Origin of the sequence: Bernardetia aquimarina, from assembly GCF_042180575.1 — a bacterium.
In the GTDB taxonomy this organism is placed as follows: Bacteria; Bacteroidota; Bacteroidia; order Cytophagales; family Bernardetiaceae; genus Bernardetia.
Window position 1 is genome coordinate 5,825,133 of the sequence record NZ_CP170094.1, and the last position, 13,902, is coordinate 5,839,034.

At 31.0% G+C, this 13,902-nt stretch carries 14 protein-coding genes; 3 read left to right on the plus strand and 11 right to left on the minus strand.

Annotation, left to right across the window (positions count from 1 at the left end; translation table 11 throughout):
• Positions 1-82: 82 nt before the first annotated feature.
• From ACE193_RS25010 to ACE193_RS25055, 10 genes are all read right to left on the minus strand, one after another.
• Positions 83-385 carry a GIY-YIG nuclease family protein gene (locus ACE193_RS25010; protein WP_375560915.1) on the minus strand — a complete coding sequence of 101 codons (303 nt, stop codon included), beginning with the start codon at positions 383-385 and terminating at the stop codon, positions 83-85.
• Positions 386-555: 170 nt separating this feature from the next.
• On the minus strand, positions 556-1,527 hold the full coding sequence (locus tag ACE193_RS25015; RefSeq protein ID WP_375560916.1) for a type I CRISPR-associated protein Cas7: 972 nt from the start codon (positions 1,525-1,527) through the stop codon (positions 556-558).
• A gap of 237 nt (positions 1,528-1,764) precedes the next feature.
• Positions 1,765-2,172: a hypothetical protein gene (locus tag ACE193_RS25020; RefSeq protein ID WP_375560917.1), complete on the minus strand. Its 408-nt coding sequence runs from the start codon at positions 2,170-2,172 to the stop codon at positions 1,765-1,767.
• Positions 2,173-2,178: 6 nt separating this feature from the next.
• Positions 2,179-2,343, minus strand: a complete 165-nt coding sequence (locus ACE193_RS25025) for a hypothetical protein (RefSeq protein WP_375560918.1) — start codon at positions 2,341-2,343, stop codon at positions 2,179-2,181.
• Positions 2,340-3,641, minus strand: a complete 1,302-nt coding sequence (locus tag ACE193_RS25030) for a hypothetical protein (protein ID WP_375560919.1) — start codon at positions 3,639-3,641, stop codon at positions 2,340-2,342. Before ACE193_RS25030 ends, ACE193_RS25025 begins: the two co-directional genes overlap by 4 nt.
• An 82-nt stretch (positions 3,642-3,723) precedes the next feature.
• Positions 3,724-4,395, minus strand: coding sequence for a CRISPR-associated endoribonuclease Cas6 (cas6, locus tag ACE193_RS25035; protein ID WP_375560920.1), 672 nt, complete (start codon positions 4,393-4,395; stop codon positions 3,724-3,726).
• A 320-nt stretch (positions 4,396-4,715) separates the two neighbouring features.
• The gene (locus ACE193_RS25040; protein WP_375560921.1) at positions 4,716-5,633 is read right to left on the minus strand and encodes a geranylgeranylglycerol-phosphate geranylgeranyltransferase; all 918 of its coding nucleotides are present in this window, start codon (positions 5,631-5,633) and stop codon (positions 4,716-4,718) included.
• A gap of 349 nt (positions 5,634-5,982) precedes the next feature.
• The gene (locus ACE193_RS25045) at positions 5,983-6,246 is read right to left on the minus strand and encodes a NifU family protein (protein ID WP_375560922.1); all 264 of its coding nucleotides are present in this window, start codon (positions 6,244-6,246) and stop codon (positions 5,983-5,985) included.
• Between the two features lie 138 nt (positions 6,247-6,384).
• Entirely contained in the window at positions 6,385-7,503 is a 1,119-nt protein-coding gene (locus tag ACE193_RS25050; protein ID WP_375563380.1) for an Mrp/NBP35 family ATP-binding protein, read from the minus strand.
• A gap of 150 nt (positions 7,504-7,653) precedes the next feature.
• On the minus strand, positions 7,654-7,869 hold the full coding sequence (locus ACE193_RS25055; RefSeq protein WP_375560923.1) for a hypothetical protein: 216 nt from the start codon (positions 7,867-7,869) through the stop codon (positions 7,654-7,656).
• Positions 7,870-8,159: 290 nt separating this feature from the next.
• Between ACE193_RS25055 and ACE193_RS25060 the strand changes: the two genes are divergently transcribed.
• Positions 8,160-8,648, plus strand: coding sequence for an NfeD family protein (locus ACE193_RS25060; protein ID WP_375560924.1), 489 nt, complete (start codon positions 8,160-8,162; stop codon positions 8,646-8,648).
• Between the two features lie 199 nt (positions 8,649-8,847).
• On the plus strand, positions 8,848-9,978 hold the full coding sequence (ald, locus tag ACE193_RS25065) for an alanine dehydrogenase (RefSeq protein WP_375560925.1): 1,131 nt from the start codon (positions 8,848-8,850) through the stop codon (positions 9,976-9,978).
• Between the two features lie 150 nt (positions 9,979-10,128).
• Here ald and ACE193_RS25070 read toward each other — a convergent pair whose 3' ends face one another.
• Positions 10,129-12,867, minus strand: a complete 2,739-nt coding sequence (locus tag ACE193_RS25070; RefSeq protein ID WP_375560926.1) for a hypothetical protein — start codon at positions 12,865-12,867, stop codon at positions 10,129-10,131.
• 57 nt (positions 12,868-12,924) lie between these two features.
• Between ACE193_RS25070 and ACE193_RS25075 the strand changes: the two genes are divergently transcribed.
• Entirely contained in the window at positions 12,925-13,875 is a 951-nt protein-coding gene (locus ACE193_RS25075; protein WP_375560927.1) for an aminotransferase class IV, read from the plus strand.
• Positions 13,876-13,902: the final 27 nt, after the last annotated feature.

Consider the following 13,902-nt stretch of genomic DNA (forward strand, 5'->3'; position numbering starts at 1 on the left):
ACTATGTTTTAGATTCCTCATTGCTTCGGAATGACAAAACAGGGTTCGGAATGACAGAATAGTGTGTGGAATGATAAATATATTAATCTTGAATATCATTATTGAGAAATCTCCATTTAGGATTCATTTCATTTATTAAGGCTTCTTTTTTCTCTCTTCGCCAGCCTTTTATTTCTTTTTCTCTATCAATGGCATCTTGAATCCATTGAAAATGCTCCCAGTAAATGAGATTGTAACAATAATAGCGTCCTGCAAAAGTTTGTTTTTGTCCACTATTATCATAATGCTCTTGTAATCTTCTAACCAAATCATTCGTAACGCCTGTATAAAGTGTCGTTTTTCTAGGGTTAGTTGTGATATAGACATAATAGTTGTGTTCTTTCATCTTTGTGAAATTTTATGAGGTTGTGATTTTTTGTTGCTGTTTTCTTTTTCTTTGTTTGTCATTCTGAACGTAGTGAAGAATCTAATACGTATGTTTTAGATTCCTCACAAGTTCGGAATGACAAGAAAAAACAGAATGACAAAGACAGTTCAGAATGACAAGTTTGGTAGTTAATTAATTTCTTTTCCAGAAGTAATATCAAAACATGCAGCCATAGAAGGAACATTTTGTAATTCTATACTACTACTCAAATAATAAATTTCTATTTTTTCTAAATCTTCTTTATTGCCTTCTAAAAGAGATTTAAGTTTTGATAAATCAAAAATATCTTTTGTGTCATTTTTAGACATTTCTATTAAATTTCCAAAAGTAGGAAATACCTTTTTCGAATCTTCTTTTAATTGAACCCAAATAAGCATCTCATTATCAATTCCAGCTTTTGAAGAAGAATCAAAGTAAGTTGCTCCTGAACGAAAAGCTATTTTAAGTTTGTCAATATCTTCTTGAGTAAGATTAGTTGCTTTTTCTCCTGCTAGTTTTACAACCTCTTCTAAATTTTTAGGATTTACTGAGAAATGGTGCAGATAATGACCTTCTTGAAGTTTGGACTGACGACCTAAAGTAGTGGCTTCTTTACTTACTTCTTCATTTTCTCCACCTTTATCATTCTTTTTTGCTTTAGGATTAGCAAAAGGCGACATAATTTGTTCAGAATAAATATTATTTTCTTTCCAAATATTTATACCATGATTGATTTGAGTTGTTCCATGAATAGAAAGAGCCACATTTCCACTTTTTGCTTTCATGGCGAAAGTAGCACCGAAGGTTCTCACATCAAGACAACTCAATAAGTTTTGAGCAAACTCTTCTTTAGATTCTTTCTTTGCATTTGGAAAGTGATGGTCGTATGTTTCCTCTAAATTTCTTGGATTAAAATCGCCTTCTTTTTGTGTTTTGAAATAAAACATTTTTTCATTAGAAATATCTTTTAGATAATTTTTTACTAAATACTTAAATGCTTTATCAGTAGCATACACTTTTCCATCTGGAAGTGTACGAGGTTGATGGCTAAAATCTGCATTATAACTTGCATTGATAGCACGAACAATAGCACAGCCGAAAACTCTGTTTTTAAAACTCATAATTTTGTTGGTTTGAAGATGTATAGATTATAACTGTTAGGTTAATTTTGATTTTTTATTTTGTCATTCTGTGTTGTGTTTGTCATTCCGAACTTGTGAGGAATCTAAAACATACGTATTAGATTCTTCGCTTCGCTCAGAATGACAATACAAGTTCGGAATGACAATGAGTAGTGTTTGGAATTAGAAACAGAATTACAATAAAAACTAACTTGACAGATGAAGTATAAATTAATTTTAGTTAGATTCTGTGTTGTCTTTGTCTTTTGAAAAAATAGATTTTGAAAAGTAACCTGCAAGGACAAGAGGAAGTAAGTTTTTCATGTTGCTTTCAGTAGGTTCATAGCCCATTACTTCACTCATCAGTTTATCAAATTCGTATTTCTTTTTGTAGAATTTAATAGCGTGTTTGTAAATATTGAATGTATTTAAAATAGCTACTTTTAGTTGTCCAACATCGCTTTTTTGAAGGAAAGGTTCTAATAAAGCGTGTGTTCTGTTTCCAACTTCACTTTGATTGAGTAAATAATGAACAATTTGACCTACTGCAAAAGCAAAAGTGTCATCATCTTGTAAGTGTTCATTACTTTCAGATTTTGCAAGTTGAGGCAAATATTCTAATAATTCTTGTGTTCTATTGACCATATTTTTTCATGGTTTGGATTTGTTGGTATTTGTAAAAAAGTTGTAAAGACTAAACCAAATATTTAGCTTTTCTTTAATGTCTTCATTTTTAGTATGAAAACCTCTTTTATATTGTGCATTTTTTTTAAATTCATCATTTCGAATATCATCTAAAATTCCTTGCCGCATCATATCGTTAAACATGACATGACCTTAGTAATAGCTTGACGTTTAGATTTATAGACAAAATCATAAATAGCTTGACGATAACGTAGAAGTTGGTTATAAACTGTATGAGTCATGTATTTTGGGTTGTATTCTAATTCTCCAAAATATTTCAACCAAGTATCTGTCTTTAATTGTCCATTAAAAATTCTATTAAAAACGTGGTTTTCTAAATCAAAAACAGTTTCAATTTTTTTACTAGACTGTTTTCCACCTAAGGGAAAAATTTCTTGAATAATTGCCTCTTTTTCTTCATACTTGAACATAGGTACAAAATCAATATCAACTATTCGGCTTCCTTTTGTTCCTTGAAAATAAATGAGGTAATAATTTTGAAGACTTTGAGAATCAGATTTTCCCAGAATATTTTTTATCATTTGAGCATGTCCCATTTTTTGCTCTTTATCGCTTTGGAAAATGCTAATCATTTTTTCATTAAGTTCTTGTCTATCTACAAAAACAGGTACAGGATTAGGGATTTGCTTGTTTTTTTGTAGCTCAAAGAAACGCCATAATTGCATAGCTACTTCTCCATCTACTCTAAAATTATATTCTAAAGGAGCTGTAAAATGTTTGAGAAACATTTTTTTATCATTAAAACCACTCAAATTATCACTTATTCCGAATGTTGTATCTTCAATTTTAACATTGAATTTGTCTTTATTAAAAACTTTTTCAGATAAATAGGCTTGATGAACAACTGAAAAATCAGCTAATGTGGGATTTTTTAGAAAGAAGTAAATAAGGTTTTTCTTGTTTAACTCTTCAAACTCTGAAATTTGTGGAATAAGTTGTAATAACTTGCTTTCACAAAACCCTCTGAATGAATCAAGCCAGTCAAGATGTTTTTGTTCTTTTACATAACTTTGTGCAGCTTTGAAATAAGCTCGTACAGAATCATCTATTTCTAAACTGTATCGTTCCTTTTTCAAGGCTATTGCAAATGGATTTGCTGTAAACATAAAAATCCCAGAAGAACTATTGAAACTTTTGTTTTTTCCACTTCCTACAACTGTTGAATTGATTTGTAGAGATAAAAATTTCTTATATAGAGTTGGATTTTCTATTTCATTTTTTGTATCAAAAACTAAAATATCTTCTTTAGTTTCAAATACTTCTTTTTCATTAATTAAGACATATTCATCTTTTTGTTTTTCGATATCTAGCAAAACATATATACCTTCTTTTAACTGAAGGTTGCGAGAAAAAACCTCTTCATCTTTTTGGCTAATATGTTCTATAAAGTTTTTAATTTCTTGTATCATGGTTATGTTAGTTTAGTTTTTAGATTCCTCACTTCGTTCGGAATGACAAAGCAGCATTCGGAATGACAATAGTAAAAACAACCTACCTCAAAGCCCCAAATCCCATCCCAGTATTATTCCCAACGCCTACATTCCAAGCAAAGGCGAGCGTTTCAGATTTTCCTTCGATGATAACAGGACACATAGAAGCACGGTAATTTTTGTTTTTGATACGCATCATTTTTGTTTTTGCTTTGTCGTAACTCGTGTCAAAATAAACTTTCAAATTTGGGTCTGAAATTCCTGCTTTTTGGAGTTTGGTTTGTAGGGTTTGAGTGAGAAGTTCGTTTGTGATTTCATCTTTGTAGATATAATATTTTTGAAATTCTTTTCCTGTTTCGTCTAGTTCATTTCGTTTCAAAAAAACAGGACTTCCCAACCAAAACTGTGCTTTTGTTCCGAATTGTGGAGTTTCTACCAATGAAATGTCTTTTACTTCCATTCCATATTCTACATGGCTATTCTGAAAAACACCTCGCACAAGTTCCTGTACAAAAGGCATATCAAAAGCACTAATAAACCACTTTGCACCATATTTAAAATCTAAAAAATCGCCTTTTTTTCTACTTCCTTGCAACCAAGAAAAAGAATAGAGAGAAATTTCATCGTGATAATTATTTTCGCCGAGCCATTTATGGATTTTACCCAAAAGCCGTTGAGGATATTCAAAAGATACAGGGCGAGTATTTGGAGTAAGATTGACAAGCATTCGCATAATTGAGAGAATTTTGAGAGTGAAAGACTAATTTTTTTATTTCTTATCTGTAACTCAAAACTTTTAGCTTATCAAATTTCCCTTTTTGTAGAAAAATTAGACACAGCATTCCCACCTTGAATTTTTGAAGTCAAGTAAAGGGGGAAATATGAATAACAAATAAGGGATTTGTATTACAAGTATATTGAATTGTTGTTTAATAAACAAATAAAAAAGTATTTATTTATGTTTCAAGAAATATAATTCTGTTTTTTGAAATAAAACTTTACAACGTAAATCGTTTACGTTCTGCTGGGTTATATTTGACGAGTTTTTGGAAATCAATAAAAACACATTCCCAAAATCCCCACAAGCATCATTAGTTTACAAAACAGACTTAGTTTTTTGTATTGCTTTTTAGAAGAGGTAGAATGATTCTTATTTAATAAAAAAATAAAAATACCTATCAAAGCTATCATTATCAGTTTATGAAGTGAAGTAGAGATAGAGTTAGTAGAAATAAAAAAGGCAAGAAAGAGAGAGGAAATTAATAAAACAGACAAAAAATAAAGCAACCAAAGGCTGTTTTTTTTACCCAATTGAACGACAGAAGTAAGGCTGTTTTGAGAACTATCGCCTTCCAAATCCTCAAAATCTTTTATAACTTCCCGAAGCATAGAAAGCAAAAATGCCCAAACTGAAAAAAGCCAAACTGTACTAGGAATGAAATTAAAAGAATCAAAAAAATCGAATCCTACCAAAAGAATCGAAAAAGCTGTCAGAAAAGAAACAAAAACAGGTTTCAGAATGCCTATTTTTTTACTGTTTTTAGCATAAAAAATAAGCAAAGCACAACTAAAAAGAACAGCAATTCCAATTTTGAAAGAAACTAAAAGACCTAAAAGTAAAGCAGTTCCGAAAAATAGACTACTCAATAGATATAAAAAAGAAATATTTTTTTCTGTAAAAGAACCACGTTTAGGAGAATTAATCAAATCTATTTTTCTGTCAAATATATCATTCAGAATATATCCACCTGCTGCACTCAAAACAGTAGCCAAAACAAGAAAATAAAAATCAATGCAATTTTTTGCTATAAAGTCTAACTTTGAAAATAAATTTGAAATGCAAAGTAAATTGTCTAATAAAAAAACACAAGTTAGTGTTTGGGTAAGAAGAATCAGAAATAAATTGAGAGGACGTAAAGAGTAAAAAAGAGAAGATACAAAACCAATGATGCTGCTAAAAAATGATTTCATAAATAGTTTGTTTTGAAACTTGTGAGGGAAGCAAAACTTCCCCCTCAAGGCTTTCAACCAGCTATGAAAAAGCTTAGAAATTTTCTTGTACCAAGTACAAGTGTATTTCTAATACCAAATGTATGATTTGATACTGATAATTGCAAGCTATTTCTTAAATTTTGGTTAAAAATTTGAAATTATTTTTTATTTTAGTCTTGATAAGCCTCTGAATCTTCAAAAAACGATGTTTAAATGAGGTTATTTAGTAATCAAGACTAAACCTTTTCTGAGTAAGTTCTTGTCTGCTTTCTGTCTGCTTTTAAATGTTTTTCCAAAACTCTTTCCAAATTTTTTAATATTTAGAAAACTAAACAGCGACATTTCGTTCTTCTGTATCTGTTAAGTTTATTGCCACAACACTTTTTATTTCTGAAACGTGACTCAAAATAGCTTGTTCTATGCCTGTTTTTAGTGTAATTGGAGAAATAGAGCAAGAGCCACATGCGCCAATCATTTCTACTTTTACTACTCCTTCTTCTGTAATTTCTACTACTTTTACATTTCCTCCGTCTGCTTTTAGGTAAGGACGAACTGTTTCTAAGGCTGCTTCTACTTTTTCTTCTAAACTCATAATTACTTTATTTTATGGATTGTTTTATAATAATTTGGGGAATAATTTGTACTCAAATATAATTAATTTTTAGGAACTTTCTTATTTTTCAACCTATAAGATTTCTAAAAACCGTATAGGTTGAAAAAAATAAAAATCTTAGCTTATAGAAACTGCTTCTGTTGGATTATGTTGTGCATTTCTGAGAGCTACACTTTGTGCTAACTTTTGAGCAATATCTTTAAATGTATCCGTAACAATTTGAGATTGATTGTCAAGATTTTCCTGTGCAGTGATAGGTATTCCTCCATCTCCAGCTTCACGAATGGCTTGTACTAACGGAACTTCTCCTAAAAATGGAACATCATTTCGTTTTGCTAATACTTTTCCTCCATTCTCTCCAAACAAATAATATTTATTTTCTGGAAGCTCTTGAGGCGTAAAATATGCCATATTCTCCACAATTCCCAAAACTGGAACATTGATTTTAGGCTGCGTAAACATCGCAACTCCTTTTTGAGCATCTGCTAAAGCTACTTTTTGAGGAGTCGTTACGATGACTGCACCTGTTACTGGGACAGTCTGAACTAAGGTAAGATGAATATCACTCGTTCCAGGTGGAAGGTCAATAAACAAGTAATCTAACTCGCCCCAATCTGTATCCACTAAAAACTGACGAAATGCAGAGCTTGCCATTGGTCCACGCCAAACAATCGCATCATCAGGAGGAGCAAGAAAACCAATAGAGAGTAGTTTTACACCATGTTTTTCGAAAGGCAAGATAATATAACGTTCGCCTTCTTGACGAACTCCTGGACGTGCTGCTTCACAATCAAACATAGTAGGAATAGAAGGACCAAAAATATCAGCATCTATCAAACCCACTTTTGCGCCTGTTTGAGCAAGTGCAACAGCTAAATTTGAAGCTACCGTAGATTTGCCTACACCACCTTTGCCAGAAGCAACAGCAATAATATTTTTTACTTCAGGCAAGATTTTACCTGTTCTAGTACTTGTAACATTCGAACTCATCGTAATTTGACAACGCACCGACTCATTATATTTTTGATGAATCGCTTTCTCACAGTTATTGCGAATAAGTTCTTTGAGAGGACATGCAGGAGTAGTCAAGACGACAGTAAAATGTACCGTTGTTTTGTCTGCCTCTTGTTCGATTGATATATTTTTTATCATTCCTAAGGTAACCAAATCTTTTTTCAAATCTGGGTCATCTACCGTAGAAAGAGCTTCCAAAATTCCTTCTTTTGTAATTTTTATAGACATTTTATTTTTTTATGTATTCTTTTTATAGCTGTTAAAAAAACGTTTTACAAAAGTACAAAATAGGAGGGTAAATTCCTTATTCCAATTTTTTTTCATAAAAACAAAACCCACGAATAAATTCGTGGGTACAGAGAAAAATGAGTTTTATTCTTCTTCATCTTGTTTTTTATGTTTTTCTTTCAAAGAACCTGTTTTGGCTTCTTGATTTCGAATTTTTTTGTCATAAAGTGTTTTATCTAAAAATTTATTTATTTCTTCGGCTTCGTAAGATGTTACAATTTCGCCAAACTCATTGACATGGACATTTAAGCCTTCCAATTCTGGATTTACTTTTAGTTTTTTGTCTTTTTTCTTGCTCATAATTTTTTGATGTAAAAATATACTAAACCATTTTTTTAAGTAATTAAGGAAATGATTTGTAGGAATATGAAATAATTTGATATTACTAATAACTGAATAGCTGACAAATACGTTTCAAAAATAGACGATAAATCAAGATTTTTTTATAAAATTGTCTTTTCCTAATCTCAAATACACCTTACTAGAGTTTTTTATAGAAAGAAAATGCCGTTTTTGGTGTTTTAGCGATAGCGACACCAACAACTACAAGTTTTTTATTAAGAAAACTCTTTACATCTTACTCACTCTAAATGGAATTTATTTTAATTGGTATTTTATTCTTCTTTGCGATGGTTACACTCACAATAGAAATTCTTTCGGGAACAATAAAATTTGGTGTAATTAGTCTTTTTCTGACCCTTTTAGGAACTGCAATCACTTATTTCTTCTTTGGAGTAGATGCTTCTATTTGGACGCTTTCTATTGCGTCTATCTTTAATATTGGAGCAATTACATATAGTATTCGCTCTAAAACGTGGGAAAAATTTACTCAAAAACAAATAATAGAAGGCAAACACGACGATAAAGAAAGTGAAAGAAAATTATTACTTTATCCAGAACAAAGAGGCAAAACAATTTCTAGTTTGCGACCAAATGGAAGAATTAATATTGATGGTGAAATATTTGAGGTGCGTTCGCTCAATGGAGGTTTTATAGATTCTGGAAAGGAGATAATGATTTCAAAAATAGAATCTAATAAAATATATGTGGTTCAATTACCTTCCACAAGCAATCAATAATAAGTGAATAGTTGTGTAGAAAACTGTTTTTGCTATTTTTTCTAAAAAGCTATTTGTAAAATAGGTATTATTTGATTTCAAAAAATTATCTTTGTGATGAATTAGAAAAAAACTGAAAATTTATTTTAGTAATTCGAATTTTAAATCCTTCGTTGATTCAAATACTAATTACAACACATTTATAAAAACACACAAAATTATGATTATTGGTGTTCCAATGGAAATCAAAACCGACGAGAGTCGTGTAGCTCTTACTGTCGGTGGAGTAGCCGAACTTATTCATCACGGACATACCGTTTATATCCAAAAAGGAGCAGGTGTAGGAAGTGGTTTTCCTGATGCTCTTTATGAAAGTGTAGGAGGCAAAATATTACCTACTATCGAAGATGTTTATAAGATTTCAGACATGATAATGAAGGTAAAAGAGCCTATTGAGCCTGAATACAAACTTATCAGAGAAAATCAAGTTATATTTACTTATTTTCACTTTGCTTCTTCTGAGCCTCTAACCAAAGCTATGATAGATGCAAAGGCAATTTGTATTGCTTATGAGACAGTAGAACAAGCAGACCGTTCTTTACCTCTTCTTATTCCGATGTCAGAAGTGGCAGGTCGTATGTCTGTTCAGCAAGGAGCAAAATATTTGGAGAAACCAATTAAAGGACGTGGAATTCTTTTAGGTGGAATACCAGGTGTTCAGCCTGCTAAAGTACTCGTTTTGGGTGGTGGAATTGTAGGAACGCAAGCTGCTAAAATGGCTGCTGGTTTGGGTGCAGATGTAACTATTATGGATGTTAGTTTGCCTCGTATGCGTTATCTTGATGATGTAATGGCTGAGAATGTAACGACAATTATGTCTAACCAATATAATATCGAACAAGCTGTTCAAGAGTCAGATTTAATTATTGGTGCTGTTTTGATTTCGGGTAGAAAAGCTCCTCGCTTAGTTACTCGTGAAATGCTTAGACTTATGCGCCCTGGTACTGTACTTGTTGATGTAGCTGTCGATCAAGGTGGTTGTTTCGAAACTACTAAAGCAACTACTCACCGTGACCCTACTTATATTATTGATGATGTAGTTCATTATTGTGTAGCCAATATGCCAGGAGCTGTTCCTTATACTTCTACGGTTGGTCTTACCAATGCGACATTCCCTTATGCTATTCAATTAGCTAATAAAGGTTGGGTAAAAGCATGTAAAGAAAACAAAGAATTATTATTAGGACTTAATATCATCAAAGGTGATGTTGTTCATGAAGGTGTTGCTGAAGCATTTGATTTGCCTTATATGGATGTAAATACAGTATTTGAGAAAGAAATGGTAAGCTAGTTTTAACTATTTTCTTATACTACTAGACATTTTATTCTATTTCAAAGTCAATTAAGCTAGAAAAATATTATTACCTTCTTACTAAACTCATTTGGTAAGAAGGTATTTTTTTATTGATTCTTAGTGAAGGAATAGCAACAATATCAAGAATCATAAACATTCCATTTCCAAAATCCAATCAACTACATTTTCATAAATTCCTTGTGCTGCAAAAACTCCGTTTCTACGCATTCGAAGCTGTGGCAAAAGAGCAGGTTGAAGATTGATAATAAAAATACAAGGCGAAATACGATGTTTTTGGCGATATTCTTTCAATAATTTAAAAGGAAATGGAGGCTGTTTTTCTGTCCATGTACTCAAAACAATAATTCTTGAATAGGCTTCCTTATCTTGAATTAACTTTTTTAAAGCAACTGTCAAATTCCCTTTTTCAGAAGTGGCATAATTCATCATTGCATCTTGCAAACGGTGTTGAAAGGCTGCCGTATCGTTTTGATTTTTGGTGTAATAGGTATTTAAAGCATCTTCACTCAATATTTTTATTTGTACAGATTGCTCTGAAATAGGTATTTTTTTATCACCATCTTTAGTATTTCTATGTGTATTCTGAAAAATAAATGCAGAAAGCCAACTTGCCTTCTCTAATGACTGTGATTCTGTGGTAAGAGCTTCATCCAAAATGATAAGTGTTTTACCAAACCTCTTATTATCTTTTTTGTCATTTTTATCATTTAGAAGTGAAATATTCTGAATAGTTTTTGGTAATATCTCTTTTAATAATCCTATTTGAATATCATTTGCTTTTGTGAGGTCTGGATAAAGCGTTAAGAAATCTTCCTCAAATGGCTTTCTCTCAAAAATACGTTCTACTTTTCCTCTAATTTCTCTAAAAAAAGGAATCATTTCACGCTCTTCTTGTGCCGTCTGTTGATAAATTGAAGCTAATTGTTTTCGTGCTTTTGAAAGTGTATTTTCAATATCTTCTTTTGTTACTTGAATGATATTTTGAATGGTTTTACGTGCATCTTCTAATTGATTTCTTAGCTCATTTCTTAAAGTAGATAATTCTTCTTTCTGATTTTCTTTTGTTTTATCCCAATAGGTTTGACGCACTTTATTTTCATAAATATTTTGAAAATCTTCCAAACTAAGCCCCTTTCGTACTTTTTGTTTTTGTTTTTTACTTAGGTTTTCTTCAATTACCTCATTCAAAAGATTGCTTGAAGTATCGTTTTCTGTTTCCGAATTGTTTTCTAAGTGTTCTTTTTGTTGCTTTTGAACTTGCTTTAATTGTTTTGTCAAATGCTCACTTACACCTTTTGCCACCTCAAACATTTCTTGTAAGGCTGCTTGCATGGGTGGGCGTGCTTGTTCCAAATAAAGTTCTTGAATATCTTTAAACGCTGCGATTCTTCCACGAATTCTGTGTAAAATAGTATCTTCCAACTCTTCTAAATGAACAGCAATATCTTTCAAAACATCTTGTATTTCTTCTGGTGAATAAAAATAAAGTCGCTTGATTTGTTCTATCTTTTCAGAATAAAAAACATCTGCTAATTCCCCAAAAAATCCTACTTTTCGACGCAAGTTTTTGAGTGCTTGTCGCTCTATTTTTCGCCAGCCTTCTTGTTGAACTAACGAAGGTGGAAGTTCGCTTAAATAATTTTCTTCAAAGGTAGAAAGTAAGTTATCAATTTGCTCACTGCGCTGCATAATTTGCGCCATTTGTTTGGGAGCTTGTTGCAAATTAGGCTTATTGATTTGAGTAAAAAAAAGACGTTGTTGTTCGTCTAGTTCGTGAAAAATAAGCATCAAACGATGATAACCACCAAAAAAAAGTTCGCCTTCCCACTTTTTGAAAATGCGTTTTGAAGCCACTTGCAAACGGTGTAACTCTTCTTCTTGTTCGGCAATAATACTTTCGACAAACTCTTGTGTATGCAGAATCCTATGAACACGTTTTACATACGCTTTATGAATTTGCTGATAGCTTTCAAGAATTTGAAAAGGAGAAATGGTAGTGTCTGTTTTTGCGTTTTCATTTTCTGTATTTTCGTGAGTTAAATTTTCACTTAATCCAATATTTAATTTCTGTAAAGCTAATTTTACTGTTTTGGGTGAATTTTTAAAAATCAATGGTAATTCTTCCAAAATTTCTGAATGAGAAAGTCTGTCATTTTCAATAAATGTTTTCCAAAGCTCACTTTGTCGGTTTCTTTTTTCTTGGTATGAGCCTTTTTTCAAATGTGCTTTTGTGAGTTCTTTTTTCCAACTTTTGATAGGAATCTTGGTCGCAAAATTTTCTTTCAAGAAAGCTGAATCAATTTCTGGCTTTAATCGTGGACGACAAATGTTCAAACAGTCAGCTAAACGTGTTTTTTTTTGTGGGAATTGATTAAAAAAATCTTCAAAATCTTCTTTATTTTTGTTCTCTAAACAAACTTTAATTGCTTTTTTGAGAGAATTTGGAAATGGTTTTTCGAAGGATTCTATATAAAACTCAAAGAAAAAAATGGCATCTTGTGTGGTCTGTAAAATTTCCACAAAAAAATCTTTTTGTCCTTCTTCATTTTTTTGAAAATAGGCTATCATTGCAATTATACTCAATACAATTTGGTCAAAACCTTTCAATTTTGCGTATAACAAAACATCTCGCATAGAATAAGGCGAAATATATGTCGAAAAATAAACCCATTTTTCTCTACCAAAATTTGTTTTTTTACTCTTGTATCCTTTTACAACATGGCTGGGCAAACTGTTTTTTGTTTCAGTTTTTCCGTAATGAAGTGTCAGAATATCTTGAAAAAAGCGTTTTTGATACGGAGAAAATGAGTTAATTATAGATTCTGTAATTTGTGTAGAATAAAAAGAAGATGTATTTTTTTGCATTCTCAAAAGTACAATTTATTTTCTTAAACCTATAAAATTTAGTAAACAAAAAACAAAATGTTAAACCACAACGGAAAAATCTATGAAGATAAAAACACCCTTCTTTTTTCTGCTCAAAATAGAGCTTTTAGTTATGCTGATGCACTTTTTGAAACTATTCGAATTGTAACAAGTGTAAAAAAGAATACAATAAATTATACCATTCCCTTATGGAAATATCATTTTAAAAGACTTTCGAAGGGAATGGAAGCCTTTGGATATGATAAATTAGAAAGTAGTTTTTTGGAAAGTGAGATTCTGAAAACTACATATTTAACAATTCCTACAAATAAATTTTTAAAAAATGATTTATTAACTGATTTTAAAGCTCGTTTGACTATTTTTAGAACTGAAGGAGGATTATATACGCCCACAAACTCAAAATCTGAATTTGTGATTGTGTTACAAGAAATTAATAAATTAAATTATTTTGACTCAAATGAACTAGAAAAATTACAAAAAAACTATGTTTTTTTTGAAGAATTACCTCTTTTTCCTTCTAGTTTTTCTTCTTTCAAAAAAGTTGATGCGTTGCCTTATATTTTGGCTGGAAAATATAGAAAAGAACAACAGGCTGATGAAGTTTTTTTATTGAATAATCAAAGTAGAATTGCAGAAGCAGGGGCAGCAAATGTTTTTATTTTAGATACAAAAATATCAAGTCAAGAAGAAAACAAACTGCATTTTATTACTCCTCCTCCCTCTGAAGGTGGTGTAATGGGAACAATGAGAAATTATTTATTAGATAAACAAATAGACAAAAACACGTATAAATCATTAAATAATCAAGGTAATTTTGAAATTTCTATTGAAGAAAAACCAATTACAAAAACAGAATTAAATCAAGCAGAAATTATTTTTACTACAAATGCAGTTCAATCTATTCAAATCATTAAAATCAAAACTAAAAAACAACTTGAGATAATGAAAAAGTGGATAAACGAAATGAATCGTACTTTTTTATTTTGAACTCCAAACAAAATTCTAAATTTTGAC